This window comes from Nocardia sp. alder85J, from assembly GCF_020176955.2.
Lineage (GTDB): Bacteria > Actinomycetota > Actinomycetes > Mycobacteriales > Mycobacteriaceae > Nocardia.
Genome location: NZ_JAIUCZ020000002.1, coordinates 78155 through 99313, shown reverse-complemented (window position 1 = coordinate 99313; position 21159 = coordinate 78155). Strand labels below are relative to the sequence as shown.

The window sequence follows — 21159 nt, the reverse complement described above, 5'->3', positions numbered from 1 at the left end:
CGGCGGTGACAGGAGGATCGTGCGCGGATTGATGATCGGGGAACGGTATCGACTGGACGAGCCCCTGGGCAGCGGCGGTATGGGTGAAGTGCACCGCGGCACCGACATCCTCTTGGGCCGGCCCGTCGCGATCAAACTCATCAAGAAGGCGCACATCGGTGACGACGAAGTCGTGCGGCGCTTCCTTCGGGAGAGCCGGATCACCGCACGACTCGACCATCCCGGGGTCCCCGCCATCTACGGCCAGGGCCAGATCGCGGATGCCACGCACCCGCTCGACGGTCGGCTCTACCTGGCTATGCAGTACATCGACGGCTGGAGCATCGAAGACCTCGCCGCCACATACGAACCACTTCCGATCGCCTGGGCTGCGGCGATCACCGCCCAGGTCTGTGCCGTCCTGCATTACGCGCATCAGCGTCAGGTGATCCACCGGGATCTCAAGCCCAGCAATCTGATGATCACCTCGGACGGCTTCGTCAAGGTGCTGGACTTCGGTTTGGCCACGGCACTCGGCGACCCGACTCAATCGAAGATCAGTCAGACCGGTATACCGGTCGGCACCTGGCTGTACATGGCACCTGAGCAGTTCGGCGGCGGCAACGAGATCGGACCGGCCACCGATCTCTATGCTCTGGGCCTCGTACTGCACCGAATGATCGCGGGCGCACCGCTTTTCGAGGGCCGGTCCTTCGCCGACACCGCGGCAGGCCATATCTTCCAGGATCCCAGTCCCCTACGACCCCTGCGCGCGGACGTTCCGGAGGAGATCGAGCAGCTGGTGCTGCACATGCTGGCCAAACTGCCCAGCGACCGCCCGGACAGTGCTTACGAGGTGTTCCGTCGCCTGCGGCCGTACGCGACCGGGCTGACCGATCTCCCCGGCGCGATCACCTCGGAGCCGACGGCGACTCGGATGTACACCGACGTCTTCGCCTGCTCGGCACCGTTGTCCGCGTCCGCGCCCGCATTCACCCGCGGTGATCTGGATCGAGCCCGGCGGCGTGCGTCCGGACTCGCACGAGCCTCGAAGCACGGCGAAGCGGTGGATCTGCTTCTCGATGTCGCCGACAAGGCCGCAATGTCCTTCGGCGCCAACCACTCCGACGTCTTCGCGGTGCGTCGTGCAGCTGCTGAGCTGATGCTCGGCGACGGCCGGTACGCCGAAGCCGCCGACGCGTTCGCCGACTTGGCGTCCGATCTGGCTCGTCGTGACGGCAAAGACGACGAGCAGGTCCTGAATCTCCGCCAGCAGGAAGCGGACTGCCTGGTCTACGCGTCCCAGCCGAACCTCGCACTCGCCAAACTTCAGGATCTGATGGCCGACCAGGTCCGAGTCTTCGGAGCATCGGACAACCGAACATATGAACTGCGGCAGCGAATCAGCTTGCTGTTGAACGGGATCGGCCGAACCGCGGAAGCCGTCGACACCCTCGAAGAACTGGTGGCGGCGGCGAGTACCGAGTTCGGTCCGGAACACGGCCGGACACGAGCGCTCAGGAACGATCTGGAAAGAATGAAAAAGAAGCTCTGAACCACGGCGCAGTTGCGTTATACCCCAACTACGTCCAGCGCGAGGTCACTGCCAAGCAAAGCACTCTTGACAGCAATACTAGTTGTTGACATAGTTTTCATACGTCGCTACGACGTGCTCACATCCCGAGCAACTCTTCGGATACCCACCGGTCGGACTGTGTGCACCAGGACATCTGGGTCTAAGTTCTCCAGAACTGACCACGTTGAACAGTTGCCGCAGGCGGCGGGGCAAGGGCCGGCACGGAAGTAGGAAGTAGTACACGCATGGGCGGGGCGTACCTCGAGAATCACGCCGGTGACCAGGAGTTCGAGCTGGCACGCGCATTGGACAAGGTCGGGCTCGTCATCGAGCTGAACCTTGACGAGAACGCGATCCGCGACGTGCAGGAACTGTTCGGACGGCTCGCGGCCGAGACCGTGCCCAAACACGGCCTGGCCCCGCTCATCCGGAAATATCCCGCCCTGACCCTGATTACCTTGGTCGGCCATGCGGTCCTGGCCTACGAACAAGGCCGATACTGGGAGAGTTTCTGGGCGGAGATCGAGCTGGAGCGAGACCAGAAGTTCGAGAACGCCCTGCGCGCGGCACTGAGCACCCTGCTGCGAAAGTTCCGGCTGCGCGAATTCCCCGAGCTGGCAGGCGAATACGTACAGGTGATGACGCTGCACGCCGGGATCCCGGTGCACTGCCTGGGCGACCTGATCGAAGTCATCGAAGCGCATCTCGTGTGCGGCCGCGAGCCCACCGGCGCCGCTGTCTACGAGTGGCTCATCCAGCCCGGCCGTGAGTATCGGATGAACATTCTGGACGTGCCGGTCCGGAATTTCCTGCGCTACGGCGGCGAGATCGCGGTGGACATCCTGGACCGCACCATCGATTTCCTGGCCCACACGGTCGAGAATCCCGAGGTCTGGAACGATTTCAACCTCGACACGTCCACGACCGGCCTGCCCACCGTACTGTTGGATGAATTGATCGAGCGGCTGCGCAAGCAACCACTGGGCCAGGATTCCATGGTGTCGGACGTGTCGTCGCGCGAACGCAAACCGGTCGTCACGTATTCACTCGGCGACGACCAGATCACCGTGGGTGTTCCCTACCCCGCGGTCGCACCCGAACGGCCTTGGCGGATCTCGTTCGACGGCGACACCCACGAGGTGTACGCGGAGGCGGGCTGGGGTGTGACCGGGACGAGCGACCACCCGCTGACCCCGGTACTGGTCCCGCGACCGACCAGGGAGGTGGTGCTCGAGCACAAGGGCAGCGGCACGAAGACCCAGATCTCCGTCGTCGACAAGTCCGATCCGCTGCTGCTGTTCGACAACGACGGCACCCTGATCCCACGCCACCGCGCGTTGCCGCGCGATGTCGTGATCGCCGTTCACCCGCACGACGCCGAACTGACGGACGCGATCACCGGCCTGACGATCACATCGCAGGGCGATGTGCGGACGCCGTCCGGCTGGCGCGGCTGGCGCGCCCATACCGTCGAGCTGATCGGACACGACTCGATTCAGTTGCGGCGCAGGGGCGTATCTGCCGGACCTCCGCGCGGTGTCCGCGCCGTCGGGTCGCCACGGCTCGAGCCGGCCGATCCACTGCCCGGGCTGACGACCGGCAGCGGCCTGCCCGTGTTCGGCGAACGCCCCGAGATCACGCTGCCACCGCACTCCCGCTCCGGCTCCCAGCAGTGGCATGTTCACGTGTGCCGATCCGGCAGCAGCGCGTGGGAAACGCAGGGGCAGTGGGAGTCCGCGGCGGAACCCACGAGTGTCGATCCCTTCGAAGGGCTGCCGGCCGGGCAGCTCGGCCTGTTCGACATCGTGGTCACCGGACCGCTGGGCGCCGGCCTGCGGTGCACTCTCTTTCTGGCAGAGGGCCTTTCGATCGAGTACGACGCCGAATTCCGCCGGCCAGTCCCGGGCGGGCTCTCTCCGGCCGTCGCCTTGATCTCCTGCCCTGCGACACTGACCGTCGACCGGGACCTGATCGAGCTCGCCTCCGAGGAACCGGCCACCCACCTGCACGTGACCGATGCGTCCCACACCCACCACCTCACGATGCGCCCACCGCACTTCCAATCGCGGATCGACACGATCGGCTCGGCGGCTCAGTGGCGGACCACCCCGGCGGTCGTCCACGCGGGCGATCTGGCCGGCCACATGACCGTCGCGGCCCGGGTGCCCGGTGACGTCTTCGTCGACTTCGCGCTCCTCGACGCCACGGGTCAGCCGCATCAGATCGAAGTACCCTCGGTACCGTCGGACGACGTATTTCAGCTCCCCGCAAGCAAATTCGCCGATACCGCACGCCGCCTCGGCGTCGCACGGCTGGTCGTGCGGGCCGACACTGCCGATGGGCACAGCCATGAGATCACCATCGCGCAGATCCGCCCGGCCCGGCTGTGCGGCGACGTCCGCATCGACGGCGACCAGCTGGTGTTCGACGGGCTCGCCGAGGAGGATCTGGCGGCGTTCGTCTGGTTGACGACCGCGCCGTGGGAGCCACCGGTGCAGCTGCCGATCACCGGGCCGCGCACCGAGCTGCCGCCGTCACTACGGCGAGCCGGGCCACTGCTGGTTCAGGTGTTCGTCGACGACCCGTGGGCGACGATCACGCCACCGCGGCAGCCCGGGGACGCGCTGCGCGCCGACCAGCCCGGCTGGTTCACCGATACCGATCCGGCCCACGCGGAACTGTCCCGATACCTCGCCGGGGTCGGAGCGCCGCCGCGCAACAGCTCGGCCATGCCGGCGCTGTGGTCGGCGCTGTCCCTGCTGCCGGTCGGCCGGAGCGACCGGGGTATCACGTACCGGCGGGGTGCGCTGCTCCGCGCACTGGCGGTGAATCCTCGCGCCGCACTGGAAGCGCTCGGCGACAGCACGATTCCCGCCGAGGAGATGCCGGCCCTGCTCATCCGTGCCGGGCTGGCCGAGACTTCGTATGCCGCGGACTCCACACTCAACGAGTTGCATCACAACCCGTGGGTCGGGTGCCTCGTGGAGATCTCCGACCTGCCGTCGCTGTGGGCGCGTCGCGACGAGGTGGCCGACGAACGCGCCGACACCCTCGGATATTTGCGCATCCAGGGTGGCGAGTGGCTGATGAACCTCCTGCGCGGCAAGCTCGGGGACCCACGCGAGGGCGCCTTCGACAGAACCGTCGAACGACTGCACGGAATGCCGCGACAGCGAGTGGACGAACTGTTCGAGGCATTCCAACTGGTTCCCGGCGCACTGCTGGACCTCGACACTCGGACCAGCGGTGTCATCGGCGCCTTCCACAACCGGACGGCCTGGACTCGCGATCCGGCGCGCACCGTGCTCGAGGAATACGTGCACCGCGCCCTGTACTCGGTCCGGACCGTGGCACCGCTGGTCTACGACATGATCCGGGCGCGCAACGAGGCGCTGGACGGCGTCGACGTGGTCGGACACCCGTGGATGCTGTTGTCCGTACAGTCGCTGACGCTGGCAGCCCTGGCCCGGTTCGACGCGCGCGGGCTGTTCGACACCCCACCGATCGCGCCTGATATGCGCGAATCCTGGGCCCGGATGGCGGAACTGTGCCCGGCGATGGTCGCGGCCGATCTACTGATCGCCGACGCACTCGCCACCGTCGTCACCCACAGCGACCTGATCGGAGCCGACCAGTGACCGACCGCCTCGACCCGCTCGCCGTCGGCGCCGACGTCGAATCCTCGTATAAGCGATACCTGAAAACTCTTCTGGCACCGCGTGTTCCGGCACTCGCGACGGCGTTCGAACGGGCCGTGGACGATACCTCACTGCTGACGAGGGGTCCGCTGCTGGAACTGACGCCGCCGTACGCGACGGGGGCGACCCTGCGGGAGCTGATCGGGACCGGAGTGCTGCATCCGGGCTTCGAGGAACTGGGCGCGACGATCGACCTCGATCGGCCGCTCTACCGCCATCAGGAGACGGCGGTATGCAAGGCAGTCGCGGGGTGCAACCTGGTCGTCAGCACTGGTACCGGTTCCGGAAAGACCGAGAGTTTCCTGCTGCCGATCCTCAACGCCCTGGTCGCCGAGCGCGCCGCCGGAACCCTCGGGCCGGGAGTACGCGCGTTACTGCTGTATCCGATGAACGCGCTGGCCAACGACCAGTTGAAACGGTTGCGGGAGATGCTGTCCGGCGTACCCGACATCACCTTCGGCCGGTACACCGGTGAGACGAAAACTGGTTTGCGAGAGGCGGAGTCGACTTTCCAGGCACTGCACCCGAGTGCCCGCAGACTACCGAACGAACTGCTCAGCCGGGAGGAGATGCGCGCGACGCCGCCGCACATCCTGCTCACCAACTACGCGATGCTGGAATATCTGCTGCTGCGGCCCGACGACCTCGACCTGTTCGAGGGTGACCATGCCGGCACCTGGAAATTCATCGTGCTCGACGAGGCCCACGTCTACGACGGTGCGCAGGGCGCCGAAGTGGCGCTGCTGCTGCGCCGCCTGCGCGAGCGGGTAGCCCACGACCGGACGTTGCAGTGCATCGCCACCTCTGCCTCGCTGACCGGCAGCACGGCCGAGGCCCAGGGCCGGGAGGCCACCGACTTCGCCCGTCGACTGTTCGATGCCTCGTTCGAATTCGACGCCGACGACCCCGGTCGGCAGGATCTCGTCACGGCCACCCGGCAACCGCACCGCGACGCACCGACGTGGACGATCGATGATGGCGAGCTGGCCGTCGTCGCCGAGCCGGCGGCCGACCTCACCTGGATCGGCGCGCACGCGCCGACCGGCGACGTCGCCGATGCGCTCCACGACGAATACCGCATCACGGAACTGAAGGCGCACGCGTCGCGTGGACCCGTGGACATCCGGATCCTCGCGGAGAAACTCTGGCCCGGCGATCCGGAAGGCGGGGCCAAACTGGCCGCGTTGGTCGCATTGGGATCGAAAGTGCGTGACACCGGCGGCAATCCGGTGCTGTCGGCGCGTTATCACATGTTCGTGCGCGCGACCGAGGGGGCATTCGTCAGCTTCGCCGACGACGCGCCGCGCGTCCTCCTCGGCCGCCATGAGATCGATCCCGACAGCGGGCGGGCGGTCTTCGAATTCGGCACCTGCCAGCGATGCGGCGCGGTCCATCTGGCCGGGGAGGTGTCCACGCATCGGGGCATTCAATTCTTCCGGCCCGCCAAGAGCGACACCTCGGTGCGCTGGCTGGTGCTGACCGACGCACGGGCCGACGGGATGCTCGACGAGGACGAGGTGGTGCTGTCCGAGGACTCCGTCGCGGAGTCGTCCACCGGGGTGCGATATCTGTGCACCGGGTGCGGCGCGCTGGGCCCGGCGCCCGGTTGTGTCCTGACGGACTGTCCCGGCGGGCCGGTTCTCCAAGTCCGCGAACATCCCGTGAAGACGAAGGTGATGAGCACCTGTACCGAATGCGGTGCGCGCTCACGCCAGGTGATCCGGCGGCTGCGGACCGACCTGAACGCCGCCCCCGCAGTGATCACCACGGCGCTGTACCAGCACATTCCGGCGGCCACGGACGAGACCGCGCAGCAGGTCGGCGGGGGCCGGAAACTGCTGATGTTCTCCGATTCCCGGCAGGCGGCGGCCTTCGCGGCGCCCTATCTGCAACGCACCTACGGGCGGTTGCTGGAGCGGCGCTACATCACGCAGGCGCTGCTGGACCCGAAGAATGCCGACGAGCCGCTGTCGGTGGCGGATCTGGCCGATGCGACCCGTGCGGTCGCGGTGCGCGCGGAGCACTTCGACGAGGACGCCACCCGCCGGGAGACGTTGCGCGCGGTGCATCCGTGGGTGATGGCCGAGCTGATGACCGTCGACCAGCGGCAGTCGCTGGAAGGCCTGGGGCTGCTTCGGGTCTCGCTGTTCCGCTCGCGTAAGGCAGTACTGCCCAGAGGTTTCGCGCAGATCGGACTCACCGACGAGGAGACCTGGACGCTACTGGAAGAGTTGGTGCGCAGCGCCCGGTTGCAGGGTGCGGCGACGCTGCTGCCGGAGGTGGACATCAAGGATCCCATCTTCGAGCCGCGCAACATCAGGATCCGGATCCGGTTGCGGGATTCCGATCGTGCCAAGAAGATCATCAGCTGGCTGCCGGCCGGCAAGCCCGGCACCACCAACAGCCGAATCCTCTTCGTGCAGAAGGTACTCGGCGCACTGGGCGCGAAGGTATCCGCCGACAAGGTGCTGAAAAGCTGCTGGGACTTCCTGCTCGAGTGCGGATATCTCTCGCTCGAAGCGGACAAGGCCGCCGGTGACACCTATCAGGTGAACCACGAACGGTTACGCCTGCGATCCGGTCACGACCTCCCGTGGTATCAGTGCTCGGCCTGCCGGCGCCTGAGCGCGGGCACCATCCGCGATTTGTGCCCGCACGGCTCGTGCGACGGCACGCTGGCGGAATACACCGTGCCGGACCTGGCCGACGACAGCCACCACTATCGGTCCCTCTATCGCACGCTCGCCACCGCACCGCTGACAGCGGCCGAGCACACCGCCCAGTGGGAGGCCGGTGAAGCCGCGCGCATCCAGCACAGATTCATCACCGGCGAGGTCAACGTGCTGTCCTGCTCCACGACGTTCGAACTCGGGGTGGACGTCGGCGATCTGCAGGCCGTGATGCTGCGGAACATGCCGCCGAAGACCGCGAACTACGTGCAGCGCGCGGGCCGGGCCGGGCGCCGTGCCGATTCCGCCGCGCTGGTGCTCACCTACGCCAAGCGCGGATCCCACGACCTGTCGAAATTCCAGAAGCCGGAAACGATGATCGCGGGCGAGATGCGCATCCCCTGGGTACCCACCGACAACGAGCGGATCGGCCGGCGGCACGCGCATTCGATCGCGCTCGCCGCTTACTTCCGGCACCGGTTCCGGTCCGACGAACTACGGTGGCGCCATGCGGGTGCGTTCTTCACCTCGGCTGCCGACGGCGAGGATTCGCCTGCGGCTGGGGTACGCGCCTTCCTGACGCCGGTGCCGGGGCCGATCCGCAACGCGTTGCGCACCGCCCTGCCGTCGACCGTCGCAGCCGCCATCGGGGTCGACGACGATGCCTGGGTGGAGCGCCTGTGTGAGCTGCTGGCCGGTGCCGAGCAGGAGATCCGCAGCGATATCGCTTTGTTCCGCGCGCTGATCGATGATGCCGCTGCCGCACAGAGCTTCACCCTCGCCGGGCGATTGCAGAAGACCCTCGAGACGATCACGGGGCGGCAACTGCTCGGATTCCTGGCAAACAAGAACATCCTGCCGAAATACGGTTTCCCGGTCGACACGGTCGAATTGCGTACTGCCCATTGCGAAGACGTCGTGGGCGCCAAACTCGAACTGTCCCGCGACCTCAGCCAGGCGATCTTCGACTACGCGCCCGGCAACCAGGTGGTCGCGGGCGGCCGACTGTGGACTTCGCGTGGGCTGCACAAACTCCCGAAGCGGGAACTGGAGGAGTTGCAGTACCGGGTCTGCCGCAGCTGCAATCATTTCGAGTGCGGGCACGTACTGGACTCGGACGCCGTCTGCCCCAACTGCGCACAGGATTTCGGCGCGATTCGTACCTGCGTGGTGCCGGAATTCGGCTTCGTCGCCGACCGTCAGGTCGAGGACGTGAAATCCGAACCCCCACAACGTTCCTGGAACGGCGCCAGCTACGTGGAGCACATCGGCGACGTCACCGGCACCTTCGACTCCAGTCCCGGCGGCGTCCCGATCCGCGTCCGAGCCGGCACCCGGGCCCGGATGGCGGTCATCTCCGAGGGCGACGGTGGCGGCTTCCAGGTATGCCGCTGGTGCGGCTGGGCGGAACCACGACGGGGGCGTGCCCGCGCCGCTGCACACCACCGCCCGACGACCGGCGCGCCGTGCGAAGGGCAGTTGCAGACCGTCTCCCTCGCACACCGTTACGAGACCGACGTCGCGGAATTCACCTTCGAGGCCATGTCCTACGACGCGGATTCCGAGAAGAAGTGGCTGTCGGTCCTGTACGCGCTGCTGGAGGGCGCCTCCGAGGCGCTGGAGATCTCCCGCGACGACATCGACGGCACCCTGTCGTGGAGTGCCGACGGCCGGCGCAGCATCGTACTGTTCGACACCGTCCCGGCCGGGGCGGGCGCCGCGAAGAAGATCGCCGAAAACCTCGACGGTGTCCTCGCTTTCGCGGTGGACCGGGTCGGCGCCTGCGATTGCGGTGTGGAGACCTCCTGCTACGGCTGTCTGCGATCGTTTCGCAACGATCGTGTGCACGAACAGCTTTCCCGCGCCGGCGCACTCGACATCTTCCGGCAGCTCGGTCTGAGCGGGAGCAGCCCGCAGCCGGCGCCCTGGGGAAACACCGTGGTGTACATGTCCGATGCGGCGGTGTCGCTGCTGTGCGAACTCGACCGGCTGGGTGTGGGCGAGCCGGAGATCGGCGTGGATGTCGGAACCCACTATTGGCCGGTCGAAGCATACTGGGCGGATGCCACACTCGTCCTCGTCGAAGGCGAGGAACCGGATCGCGACAGCGGCCTCACCGCCGACGGCTATCGGGTGGTGCACGTCGAGGGCTGCGACGCGGCTCTGCTGGCGAAGGAGTTGACGCGCGGGTAGTCATGCCAGCAGTGTGGACCGCTGTCCCGACCAGGTCACCACCAATTCGTCGCGGGCCCGGCTGGCCGCCACGTAGAGCAGCGACCGCTCGCGCAGCAGCAGGTCCGGCCGGTCCTCCTCGGGCGCGTCGCTCAGGGGCGCGCGGGCAGGGACCTGGGATTCGTCGACACCCGCCAGGATCACCCGGGAGAATTCCATCCCCTTGGCGCGATGCATGGTGAGAACCTGAACCCGGCCGGGCGCGACGGTGGCACTGCCGTCCAGGGTGTGTGCCGCGATATCGTGCGCGTCCAGCAGGCGGGCGAGGCGGTCGCGCGCGGTTTTGTTGCGGGTCAGGATGGCGATGGCCGACAGCTCAACACCGGCGCCGTTCCACTCACCGATCAGCGCGATAATCTCCTCGAATTCCCCTGCCGAGGAGGCACATTCGATCAGCCTCGGTTCGGGGCCCAGGCGTGCCGATCGGTAATCCCGGGTCGATTCCGGGCCGTGTTCCAGATCCTGGTAGTCGCCGCCGTCGAGCAGGCGGACCGCGAACTCCAGGTTCTGCCGGGTGGTCCGATAGTTCAGGGTCAGCCGGCGAGACCGCCCGACGATCTTGATGCCGTGGCGTCCCAGCACGACCGGCTGGTTGTAGATCCGCTGATGTGAATCCTCCGCGATGAAAAGATCATTGGGCTGTTCCGGGACCAGGGCCCGCAGCAATTTCCAGTGCGTGGCGTGCAGATCCTGAGCCTCGTCGATGATCACATGGTCGGCGAAGAAGCCGGCGCGGTTGTGGAGGTATTCGGCCGCCACAGCGAGCACCTCCGGAAAACTCAGGGTCCGATCGTCGTGACTCTGCCGACGGAATGCCTCGACCACCTTCCAGACCGCGATGCGTTGCGGCCGGCTCAGCCGGACACCGCGGCCCGGCCTCGCCGCCTTCACGTACTGGTCCGCTGTCGTGACCAGATTGCCGAGTATGACGGATACATACTCCTCTTCGAAGAAGGCGGGGGTGGCCAGGCGCCGGTCCAGCCCGCCACCGGCCGTGTGCAGTGCCCGACGCCAGGCGCTTGCAGTGTCGGTGCGTTTGTTCGTGTAGCGGCGGTCGTCCGAGCCGAACACCGTGCCGAATGCCGGCTTCAGATCCCCGGCCCGGCCGAGCAGTGCATTGGCGAGCCGGTCGATTCCGGTGACGAAGACACCGGGTTCGCCCGGCCGTTCTGCGATGGGCAGTTCCGGATCGAGCCCGCGCAGACTGTTGTGGAGTTCGGCCGCGAGCGCGGTGTTGTAGGTGGTCAGCACGATGCGCGCGGTGGGATCACGGCGGGCCAGATTCCGGACCCGATGCAGGGCCACCACCGTTTTCCCGGTACCGGCGCCACCGGACAACCGGAACGGGCCGCTGTAGTCCTGCTCGGCGAAGTTCCGCTGTTCCGGATGCAGATAGATTCGCCAGGCGGCAAAGTCACCGGCCTCGATGACCCGACGCAATTCCTCCGTGGAGTCGTCCTCGCCGACGAACGTGAACTGCATCTTCGCCGCGGGGTGTTGCGCGGCGAGCAGGATCCGGTCGTACTCGTCGAGGGAGTCGTCGACCGGTGCATCGCTGAAACCGAGTTTGGTCCGGATCGTATCGATGCCGGTTCCGACCGCCAATTCCAGCAGGGCGCTGCCCTGCCAGCCGTCGGCCACCGCTGCGATTTCGTTGAGCACGTAATCGTCCGGGGCGGCGAACGCCTGCTCGGCCACACCTGGGTCGAGTCCGAGCCGATCCGTCAGATCGCCGATGGTGAGCCCGATTTCGGCGAGATACGACACCGCCGGAGGCTCCTCGGCCAGCTTTCCGATCCGGCCGGTGGGATCGGGGACCACAGAACGTTTCTTGCGGTCCGCGGTGCCGTCCAGTCCGCCCAGGATGGCCTCGAGGACATGATTGACCGGATTCACCCGCAGTACCGACTTCTCCGCCAGGATGTGGGCCGCCTCGAGTGGCCAGGTGCCCAGGTAGATGTAGGTCGTCTCGCCGGTCCTGCTGTCGATGCGGAACATGATCGCCGAGTGGTCCGGGTCCACCCGGCCGATCCGTACTCGCGGGTCGGCTGCGTCGGCGACTCGTTCGATGTCCGGTTTGGTGGCAACGCCTTCGGTGCGAATGCTGTCGAAGAAGCCGTAGATCTTGTCCGTAGTCGACCCGTCGAGCTTCGGCATCGACTTACGATTGGTCGCCAGCACCAGATTCGCCACGCACAACACCCCATTCGTCCATGAGGTGGCCCGATCGACACCTGCGGATCCGGCCATCCCTGGCAAATCATCCTATGAGCTTTCGGTGGCCACCGGGCCGGACCGGGCAGGTCGGCCCGGGGTGACCGCCGTCGCGACTTGCCGTCGGCGAGGAGGCCGGCCGATCCGGGCGCGTGTTGACGAATGTGCGTCGGTGCGGGAGTTTGCAGGGCCGGCGCGGGCGAGTAGGGTCGAACGCAGCTTCGCCGAGGCGAGAGTTGGGGCGACCTCGGCACCTGCGATCAGGCCTAATGAGTCGGCGCCGAGGGGGATTCGGAATGAACCGGTGGAAACGGGGTCTCGGCAGCGTCTGCCTGATCGGCGTTGCCGGGCTCTGGTCAGCCGGGTGCGGAAGCAATGGAAATGCGCCCGCGACCGGGACCAGTACCTCGGTGTCGTCCACACTCTTGCCACCTGCGCCGACCGCATTCGATCCCTGCTCGGATGTGCTGAAACCGGCGTTGGATTCGGAGCAGTTGCAGAACAAGCAACGAGACGACTCCAACGGCAACGGCGGCACGCAGTGGCGAGGATGCCAGTGGGTGCAACCCGATGGGTACTCGGTATCCATCCGAACCACCAACATCACGCTGCCGATGGTCCGTGCCAACACCGGCTTCAAGGTCGCCGAAGAGTTGACCATCGGCGGCAGGTCCACGATCACCTACCACGACAGTGAAGCGACCGATCTACGATCCGACTGCGTGCTCGATGTCGAGTTGACAGGTGGAAGTCTGGAATTCCTGCTCGACAACCCGGCCTCCAGACGCAAGACCGGCAGCATGGATACTTGCGATATTGCGAAAACCCTTGCCGGAAAAGTGGTTCCATAGGAGTTGCACCGGACGATCGCCCAGCGGTACGTCGAAGCCGATGAGGTGTTCGCCGCACGCTACCGCGAGTTGCTGGCCAACATGCCAGCCAGCCCGATCGGCAGCGCCCCGATCCAAGGCCCGATGCAGACCGGCGAAGGAAGCTGGCGTTGAGAATCCGAAATAATCCACGAAATTCCGGTTGACATTATTTGGTCGGGGAAAATTCTTCGCGACGGCTACCCTTCAGTTTCGATATCATATCGACGAGCACCTTACCGCCTGCATGCACTGTTGCATCGTCACGTCCCCAGAATTCGAAACTCCCGTACCAGCCGTCGATATCGGCATCCAGTTGGATGAACGGCCGCAGGCCGGGAGCCGAGGTGTTCAGACCGGGCAGCGATGTTTCGACAACCTTCGAACCGTCGACGATAAATGTATCCAGGACCTCACTGCGGGCCGAGTGGTCTTCGAGCGGGAAAGGACCCAGCAGTAATTCTCCTACTTCTTCTCCGTTGGTCGAGGAATCTGCCGCGTCATCGAAATAAGTACACGCATTACCGACGTCCAATTTTTTGTCCATAGACGCCGGTGACATCAGGTCGATCCTGAAATCACGATAACCGAATTTCTCCGCAAAAAAAGGCTTCGGGAAGTCACACAGCTCTTGAACAGTATGCGTACTGAACCCCGGAATTTCGGTACTCGACACGGAGTGGTGGCCGATACCACAACTCGCAACAGTGGGCGTGATGACTGCTGCGGTGACGAGCAGAATCATCCGGCCGCTCATCGAGGTTGCCATCCTTCACCAGCCGAATTGACATCGAATTTCCCGCCCGCCCCCGCCGGCGGCCACTTGTTACCGAGCATCCCAACGGGATTGTCGATAGCCGAATCGATCACCCCCGTGCCATCTTCCTCTTTCATCAGTACGCTACCGAGTTTGAGACTCAATTCGCCCATATCGTTTGCCGCCGCTTTGGCTGCGGCGATTGCATCGGAAGCTCCTTGATAGGCTGCTACGAGACTTTCGATTTTAGCCAGGGCAGAAGCCAACTTCACGAGAAATGAGGCCAGCTTTTCGACGACGGCCGAATAGAAGTCCCAAGCGGCAGTGGCGATAGCATACATGCAGTCGTGCAAGATACTGCACAAACCTTCCACGGAAGCCAGCGCCGCGTTCTGCGCCTGTCGTGTACCTGCATATTTCTCCGCCGCGAGCCCCTGCCAGCTGTTCAGCCCGGCCTGGATGACCTCGAAATTCTGCGCACCCTGGATAGTCGATCGAAGGCTGAGCCACAATTCGCCCGTCTCGACGAAGGCCACGGGTGCCCGCATGGATTCGATCGCACCGTGCAAATTTTCCAGAAGCTGGCGAATGCCCTCCTTCACCTCTGCCTGATGGTGCCGCAGATAGGTTGCGAGATCGCTCGAGGCGAGTGCCAGCCCGGCATCGAACACGAACCCGGGAGACGCGGGATCTCCGAATTCTTCGCCGTACGCCGAAGCAACAGCCGTATCGAATGCATTGTCGACGTCACCAGGCGTGTTCCGCACCTGCTCGACTTTTCGAGCAAATTCGTCCAGGACGGAACCCAAGGTTTCCGCAGTGATAGTGGGCGCCATCAGGAACCTGCCTCCAGTTTGAGGATGGCATCGGCGAAACGGGAGTCCTGATCGGCATACACCTTCGCGACATGGAACAAGATATCGCGGATGTCGCGCGCCGAATCACGTCCTTCCGCCAACCTGTCGCGAACATAGATCGCGGCCTGCTGCTGCGCATCCCAGGCCTGCTGAAACAGTGCCCATTTTATCCCCGAGTTCGCGTAGGCATCATGGATGTTCTGCGCACCGTTCGACGCCGTGGCGAGATGATCGCCGACATCTCCCCAGCTGCCTCCGGCCCTCATCAAATCGTCCAGGTCGGCCTGAAAATCCGGCATCATCTGTTTCTCTCCAGGTAAGCCCGATACTCTCGGACTTCGTATTCGAGTTCGTCATCCGATCGCACCGACCACGAACCGGTCTCATGGAACCGTGGGCGTTGCTCCCGTATCCGGCCCGCGCAGTCGACCATGTCGGCGGCAATGGCGTATGGCGGTGCCGAAGCCGCCCATTGTGAATCGACTGCGATGTCGTGGATGTATCCGAGACCGGCGGTGATAGTCATCGACGGGCGATCGAATCGGGTGATGGGCCCACGTCCCGTGAATGTCGAATCACCGCGCATCGCGTGCTCGATCGCCTGGAATTCGGCATACGAGCCGGCGTCGAGAGCCGTGATCAACTGCGCTCGCCGGGACGGATACGGGTCCAGCGCCGCATAGTCCCCACGTGCGATCGCGGCGGCACTCCTGCGCCAGACGGACAGCTGATATGCGGCGATCGCCGCCGCCGCGAACTGGCGGGGATCCAACCTGTCCGGCAGACTACGATCCACGTCGACTGCCGTGGGCAGGTAGCCGTCATCGAGCTGCATTTCGAACAGCTCCCAACCCTCCGCCAACGAAACAGCCACTCTCACCCCCTCGCTCCTACACGCGCGTATCCGAGCAGGCTCCGATCGCGCACGCCGCAGTTGGGACGTTACGCGAATCTGATACCGGCCGCAACAGATGTGCTGGTGCACAACACTTTTCGCGCATCGATACCGTTCACCCGCGGCGGCCACAGGATGTCCGACCCAGGCGGCAGCCGCGTGCCGGGGCTCCCCGTCGGAACGCACCCGGCCCGGCCGGGCCCTCGTTCCACCGGATCAGCATGCGCCCCGGACAAGCCGCCCGCTACCAACGGTGAAGCCCCACTGCACGATTCGGTTAATACTCCTACGGAGAGCAATCATTGTCCCGGCCCACCGGCCCCGATAGCTTCTGCGCATGTCCGGCGCACAAATCCCAGCCCGATGGGCCGGGGCACTTCGGACCAGTCGACCGGAAGCGAGATTGTTGTGACACTTGTTCTCGGAGTAGAGATTCCGGACGAGCAGTTGGCTCGCGTGGCCGTGACCGGATTCGATCGGGTGCCCGAGTTGCTCGACGCGGCCGGGGTGGGGTACGTGGTGCTGGGGGGCGATCGGGCCGGGGCGGTGGCGCGGTCGCTCGATCCGTCGCTCATCGGGGTGGTGTTCGCGCGGCGCACGCGGGGGCTCGGGATCGTCACGGCGGGCGCCGCGCAGCGGGACCATCCGTACAATCTGGCGCGGCGGGTGGCGTCGCTGGATCACCTCTCGGGTGGACGGGCCGGGTGGCTGGCGTTGCGGGCCGATCAGGGGATCGCGCTCGGCGCAACCGGACAGGGTAGTTGGGCGCCGGCAAGTGCGCCGGTGGGAGCGGAGCTTGCGGCCGAGGCGGTTGCCGCGGCGCGGGCACTGTGGCGGACCTGGCCGATCGAATCGCTCACCACTGCCGATGCGGCCGGCAGGCCGGCGGACGCTGAAGTGCGATATGCCGACCATACAGGGGTTTTCGCGACCACCGGGCCGCTGAACGTGCCGACGACGCCGCAGGGGGAGCCGGTGGTGTGGTGGGATTATCGGCCGGGTGATGTCGAGCATGCCGCAGTGGCCGATATCGCGCTGGTGAGTGTGCGCGATCGGGCGGCGGCCGACGCGGATCTGGCGGGGACGGTGGCCGTTCATCTGCGCGCCGATGGGCGGGATCCCGAACTGGCCGTGCGCCTGCGGAGTTGGGTGCACGGATCGGATCCTGTTGCGGGCGTGCTGATCCGGCTCGATCTTGCCGATCTCGGCGGGTTTCTGGAGCGGACCCTGCCCGTGCTGGCCGATGCGGGGTTGGTCCGGTTGCGTTCCGGGGCAACGACACTGCGCGATCAGCTCGGTATCGCGCGTCGGGCCGAGCCCGATCCGCTGCGGCTGCGTCCCGTCTATGTCTCTGCGTGAAGGAGTTCCGGCGTGAACCATGTGATCCTCAACATCAATGTCCTGGACCTGGGTATCAGTCCGGTCGCCTGGCAGTTGTCCGGGCTGCCGAAGACGGCGGTGACCACGGGTGACTATTTCGCCGAGATCGGGCGCATCGCCGAGCGCGGCACCCTCGACGCGTTCTTTCTGGCCGACAATCCGGCGATCCGGGAGGATCCGCTGGTGCGGCCGGGTGGGCGGGCTTTGGAACCCACCGCGATCCTGGCGACGGTGGCCGCCGCCACCAGCCGGATCGGGCTCATCGGAACGCTGTCCACGACATTCAACGATCCTGTCGAGTTGGCCGCACGGTTTCTGTCGCTGGACCAGCTCAGTGGCGGACGGGCCGCCTGGAATGCGGTGACCACCTACAACCCGGCGGCCGGGGGCAATTTCGGGCTCGCCGCGAATCCGGATCGGGCTTCCCGGTATCGCCGCGCCGACGAGTTCGTCGATGTGGTGCTGGCGCTGTGGCGGGCGGCGATCGACGGGCGCGAGATCGGCCATCATGGCGAATTCTTCGATGTCCGTGGTCGTTTGCCGTTGGACGGGTCGACGCAGGGGCATCCGTTGATCGTGCAGGCGGGCGGCTCGCCGCAGGGGCGGGATCTGGCCGGGCGCACCGCCAATGCGGTTTTCACCGCGGAGTGGACGTTGCCGGCGGGCCTGGAGCACTACGAGCAGGTGAAGCAGGTTGCCGTGCGACACGGGCGGCCACGTGGCGATGTGGCGATCCTGCCGGGGTTGATCACCGTCATCGGCAGCACCGAGGCGGAGGCGGCCGAAAGGTACCGCACCGCACGGGAACTCCAGGGCATCGAGCAGGAATTGGGGATTCTCGGTACCCAGCTGGCGCGCGATCTGCGCGGCTACCCGGTCGATGAGCCTTTTCCGCAGGAGGTGCTGGCGGACCTCGATGATCCGAATGCCTTCACCGCCTCGCTCGGGTTCCGGGAATCGCTGGTGCGGGCGATCCGGGATCGGCTCGCCGACCGCCCCGGCTACACGCTGCGCGATACCGTGCTCGAATTCGGTGCGGGCGGGCATCGCCGGATCATCGGCACCCCGGAACAGGTGGCGGACACGATCGAGGAATGGTTCCGGGCGGGGGCCGCGGACGGATTCAATCTCATGCCGGACGCGTTCCCGTCGGGTCTGGAGATCTTCGTCGACGAGGTGGTGCCGATCCTGCGTCGGCGCGGGCTGTTCCGGCACGAATACGCCGAGACCACCCTGCGCGAGCGCTACGGAGTCGGTCCGGCGCAGGCGCGCACCGCCGCTTAGCGTCTCGACGGGCATCCGTCACGACACCGAGCGGACGGCCCACCCACGCCCGACCGAAATGGCGGCCGTTGCCGCCGCGATCGCGGTGCACGGCCGGGAGATCGGGCCCGACCATACGGCTCGCCCGGCCGACCGACGCTGCCCCGAGCGACCGGATCGCAGGTCTACGCTCTGCCCTCGTGTCGGTGGGTCGGTTCGGCAGCCGGATCGCGGTGGCGGGGCTCGTGGGAGCGCTCGTCCTGACCGCGGGATGTGGGGTGCGGGCGCACGACTCGGTGTCGCGGTTCGAGGTGCGGGAGGGCCTGAATCTCAACTACTTCCTCCGCGACGGCGACACGGCGGGGCATTTGGTGTTGCGGTCCGGGCCGCAGCCGCGGCTGCTGGTGGCGTTCCCGGCCGGTGACAGCGGGACCGGGGTATGGTTCGACCGGCTGCCCGCACCGGCCGAATGGGTACTCCACGAGGTGCCGAAGGCGCGGCGGGACAACGATTCTCGTGGCCGGACGCTGCACGGTATGGAATTCGTCGCGTCGATCGCGGCGCCGGAGTTGCGGCCACGACAAGGGATCCTGTCCAGTGTCCGGATCCTGCGCGACTACGAGGAGAAGGGGGCACTGCCCGCCGAAGTCACTGTGGCGCCTGTGGTTTCGGGCGACACGGTCACCTGGGCACGCGATCGGCTGGACGGTGCGCCGGGTTATCTGCTGCGCATGCGGGTGCTGGACGGGCGGCTCGGCCCGGCCGGAGTGATCACCGCCGGGGCGGACGGGCGGATCACGCTGCGGGTCGACGCGTTCAGCGGGGAGCCACCGCTGACGCCGCTCGCGGGCGGGCAGTTGCTGAACGGGCGGCAGCACGAGCTCGGTGGTGCGATCGATACGCTCGGATTCCTCGGTTACCGAGAGAAGTTCCTGGCCGGTTCGTGGCGGTTCGACACATATTTCGGGCGGGACACCCTGATCTCGCTGATGCTGTTGTCGCCGGTGCTGACCGGGGACGCGATCGAGGCCGGGTTGCGGTCGGTGCTCGCGCGGCTGGCTCCGGACGGCGCGGTCGCGCACGAGGAGAGCATCGGTGAGTACGCCGTGCTGGCCAATCGCGACAAGACTGGAAAAGCCACGGATGCACCGATTTTCGACTACAGCATGGTGGACGAGAGTTATCTGCTGGCGCCGACTGCGGCCGCGTATCTGCTCGACGAGCCGACGGCACGGGCAAGGGCCGCGGCATTCCTGCGCTCCGATGCCGAGATGCCCAGTGGTCCGGGAACGCCGATCGGGGCAGCGCTGGTGCGCAACCTCCGGCTGGTCGTCGCGAGCGCCGAGCCGTTCGCCGACCGGCCCGGGACGGATACCCTGATCGCCCTGCAACCGGGCCGTGACGCCGGTGAATGGCGGGACAGCACAAGCGGTCTGGGCGGCGGCCGGTACCCGTACGATGTCGACGCCGTGCTGGTCCCGGCGGCGCTGGAGGCAACCGCTCGGCTGCTCGACCACGGACTGCTCGATCCCTATCTGACCCCGGACGACCGCGCACGGCTGTCCCGTGCCGCCCGTCACGCGACGGTGTGGCGGGCCGAGGCGCCGAAACTGTTCACGGTCACGATCGATCCGGAGCAGGCGCGGGCCGCCCTCGCGGCATACGCCGAGACCCTCGGGGTCCCCGTGGCGGACGCGATGGCGGCGCTCGGCCCGGACCCGGTCTCGTTCCCGGCCCTCGCGCTCACCGCGGACGGAACACCGTTGCCCGTGCTGCATTCCGACGAGGTGCTCGATCTGCTCTACGGCACACCTGCGCCGGCGGACCTGGATACCGAGGTCACCGCGATGATCCGGCCCTTCCCGCTGGGCTTGATGACCGGGGCCGGTCCGGTCGTGGCCGACCCCGTGTTCGCCGATTCCGCTCTCCAGGCACAGTTCACGACCCACCACTATCACGGCACGGTCATATGGTCCTGGGTGCAGGCGGCATTCGCGGCCGGGCTGGATCGGCAGTTGCACCGTGCGGATCTGCCCGCTCCGGTGCGCGAGCACCTCGAGACCGCGCGCCGCACCCTGTGGCGATCGATCGATGCGGTCCCCGACATGCAGAATTCGGAGTTGTGGAGCTGGCGCTTCGACGAAAACCGTTACCGGCCCGTTCCGTTCGGCGCCCAGGCGGGCGATGTCACGGAATCCGATGCGGCACAACTGTGGAGCACCGCCTACCTCGCGCTGACGCCACCTTCGTAGCGTTGATCAGTCCTGACAGAACGATGTCACGATGCGGGCACCGTTACCATTGTTGCTCACCAGGGCGTCGTAGTCGGCCTCCGAGATGGACTTGCCGACCCCCGGCGAGTAGTACCGGCTGCCGGACGTATCGGCGCGCCCATCCGAGTCGAGGTCGTAACCTACTGCCAGCGCACCGCAGTCACCGCTGTGGAACACGACCACCCACGAACAGTCATGTGCGGCCGCATGGCCACCACCCGAGCCGGTATCGATCCACGTCGTCCCAATAGTGTTGTTGCAGTTGGCTTCCGCCTGGTCTATCGCTTCCTGCCGACTCCCCGCGTTCGCCGCCGTTCCCCAGCTGTAGACATCCGTCTGAGTGAGAGCGATCGCCGACCACAGCGTGTCGGCATGTGCCGGCGCAGCCCCGAGCATGGTGACAGCTGTCGCTGCGACGGTGGTCAAGCCGGTGCCGAGAATACGTGTCCGCACCCTTCCCCCTTCATGTTTCGAACTCGTCCTGCCGGACGCCACTC

At 66.3% G+C, this 21159-nt stretch carries 14 protein-coding genes; 8 read left to right on the top strand and 6 right to left on the bottom strand.

Annotated features, from left to right (window positions below):
- The first annotated feature begins 19 nt into the window (after positions 1 to 19).
- From LBW94_RS06935 to LBW94_RS06925, 3 genes are all read left to right on the top strand, one after another.
- Entirely contained in the window at positions 20 to 1534 is a 1515-nt protein-coding gene (locus LBW94_RS06935; protein ID WP_225057369.1) for a serine/threonine-protein kinase, read from the top strand.
- A 266-nt stretch (positions 1535 to 1800) separates the two neighbouring features.
- On the top strand, positions 1801 to 5193 hold the full coding sequence (locus LBW94_RS06930; RefSeq protein ID WP_225057368.1) for a hypothetical protein: 3393 nt from the start codon (positions 1801 to 1803) through the stop codon (positions 5191 to 5193).
- Positions 5190 to 10115 carry a DEAD/DEAH box helicase gene (locus LBW94_RS06925; RefSeq protein ID WP_225057367.1) on the top strand — a complete coding sequence of 1642 codons (4926 nt, stop codon included), beginning with the start codon at positions 5190 to 5192 and terminating at the stop codon, positions 10113 to 10115. Before LBW94_RS06930 ends, LBW94_RS06925 begins: the two co-directional genes overlap by 4 nt.
- Here LBW94_RS06925 and LBW94_RS06920 read toward each other — a convergent pair whose 3' ends face one another.
- A complete protein-coding gene (locus tag LBW94_RS06920; RefSeq protein WP_225057366.1) occupies positions 10116 to 12347 on the bottom strand; it encodes a 3'-5' exonuclease in 2232 nt (743 codons plus the stop codon).
- Between the two features lie 290 nt (positions 12348 to 12637).
- Between LBW94_RS06920 and LBW94_RS06915 the strand changes: the two genes are divergently transcribed.
- Positions 12638 to 13219, top strand: coding sequence for a DUF3558 domain-containing protein (locus LBW94_RS06915; RefSeq protein WP_323137798.1), 582 nt, complete (start codon positions 12638 to 12640; stop codon positions 13217 to 13219).
- Between the two features lie 3 nt (positions 13220 to 13222).
- Positions 13223 to 13372, top strand: coding sequence for a hypothetical protein (locus LBW94_RS06910; protein WP_225057364.1), 150 nt, complete (start codon positions 13223 to 13225; stop codon positions 13370 to 13372).
- Positions 13373 to 13406: 34 nt separating this feature from the next.
- On the opposite strand, the gene LBW94_RS06905 is transcribed toward LBW94_RS06910, so the two are convergent.
- Genes LBW94_RS06905 through LBW94_RS06890 form a run of 4 tightly spaced genes read right to left on the bottom strand, consistent with a single transcriptional unit; the run spans position 13407 to position 15878 of the window.
- Positions 13407 to 13994 carry a hypothetical protein gene (locus LBW94_RS06905; protein WP_225057363.1) on the bottom strand — a complete coding sequence of 196 codons (588 nt, stop codon included), beginning with the start codon at positions 13992 to 13994 and terminating at the stop codon, positions 13407 to 13409.
- Positions 13991 to 14830, bottom strand: a complete 840-nt coding sequence (locus tag LBW94_RS06900; protein ID WP_225057362.1) for a hypothetical protein — start codon at positions 14828 to 14830, stop codon at positions 13991 to 13993. The genes LBW94_RS06905 and LBW94_RS06900 overlap by 4 nt, the downstream gene beginning before the upstream one ends.
- Positions 14830 to 15153, bottom strand: a complete 324-nt coding sequence (locus tag LBW94_RS06895) for a hypothetical protein (protein WP_225057361.1) — start codon at positions 15151 to 15153, stop codon at positions 14830 to 14832. The genes LBW94_RS06900 and LBW94_RS06895 overlap by 1 nt, the downstream gene beginning before the upstream one ends.
- Positions 15150 to 15878: a hypothetical protein gene (locus LBW94_RS06890; protein WP_225057360.1), complete on the bottom strand. Its 729-nt coding sequence runs from the start codon at positions 15876 to 15878 to the stop codon at positions 15150 to 15152. The genes LBW94_RS06895 and LBW94_RS06890 overlap by 4 nt, the downstream gene beginning before the upstream one ends.
- A gap of 276 nt (positions 15879 to 16154) precedes the next feature.
- Here LBW94_RS06890 and LBW94_RS06885 point away from each other — a divergent pair, with 276 nt between their 5' ends.
- The 3 genes from LBW94_RS06885 to LBW94_RS06875 all read left to right on the top strand — a co-directional run bounded on the left by LBW94_RS06885 (position 16155) and on the right by LBW94_RS06875 (position 20641).
- Entirely contained in the window at positions 16155 to 17105 is a 951-nt protein-coding gene (locus LBW94_RS06885) for an LLM class flavin-dependent oxidoreductase (RefSeq protein WP_225057359.1), read from the top strand.
- A 12-nt stretch (positions 17106 to 17117) separates the two neighbouring features.
- Positions 17118 to 18410: an NtaA/DmoA family FMN-dependent monooxygenase gene (locus tag LBW94_RS06880; RefSeq protein WP_225057358.1), complete on the top strand. Its 1293-nt coding sequence runs from the start codon at positions 17118 to 17120 to the stop codon at positions 18408 to 18410.
- Positions 18411 to 18589: 179 nt separating this feature from the next.
- Positions 18590 to 20641, top strand: a complete 2052-nt coding sequence (locus tag LBW94_RS06875; RefSeq protein WP_225057357.1) for a hypothetical protein — start codon at positions 18590 to 18592, stop codon at positions 20639 to 20641.
- Positions 20642 to 20647: 6 nt separating this feature from the next.
- On the opposite strand, the gene LBW94_RS06870 is transcribed toward LBW94_RS06875, so the two are convergent.
- A complete protein-coding gene (locus LBW94_RS06870; protein WP_225057356.1) occupies positions 20648 to 21088 on the bottom strand; it encodes a DUF4189 domain-containing protein in 441 nt (146 codons plus the stop codon).
- Between the last annotated feature and the right edge of the window lie 71 nt (positions 21089 to 21159).

What these genes read in the sequence shown, in the direction of transcription:
- LBW94_RS06900 (WP_225057362.1), bottom strand. Translation starts at nt 14,830, where the DNA reads ATGGCGCCCACTATCACTGCGGAAACCTTGGGTTCCGTCCTGGACGAA.
- LBW94_RS06905 (WP_225057363.1), bottom strand. Translation starts at nt 13,994, where the DNA reads ATGAGCGGCCGGATGATTCTGCTCGTCACCGCAGCAGTCATCACGCCC.
- LBW94_RS06895 (WP_225057361.1), bottom strand. Translation starts at nt 15,153, where the DNA reads ATGATGCCGGATTTTCAGGCCGACCTGGACGATTTGATGAGGGCCGGA.
- LBW94_RS06915 (WP_323137798.1), top strand. Translation starts at nt 12,638, where the DNA reads ATGAGTCGGCGCCGAGGGGGATTCGGAATGAACCGGTGGAAACGGGGT.
- LBW94_RS06930 (WP_225057368.1), top strand. Translation starts at nt 1,801, where the DNA reads ATGGGCGGGGCGTACCTCGAGAATCACGCCGGTGACCAGGAGTTCGAG.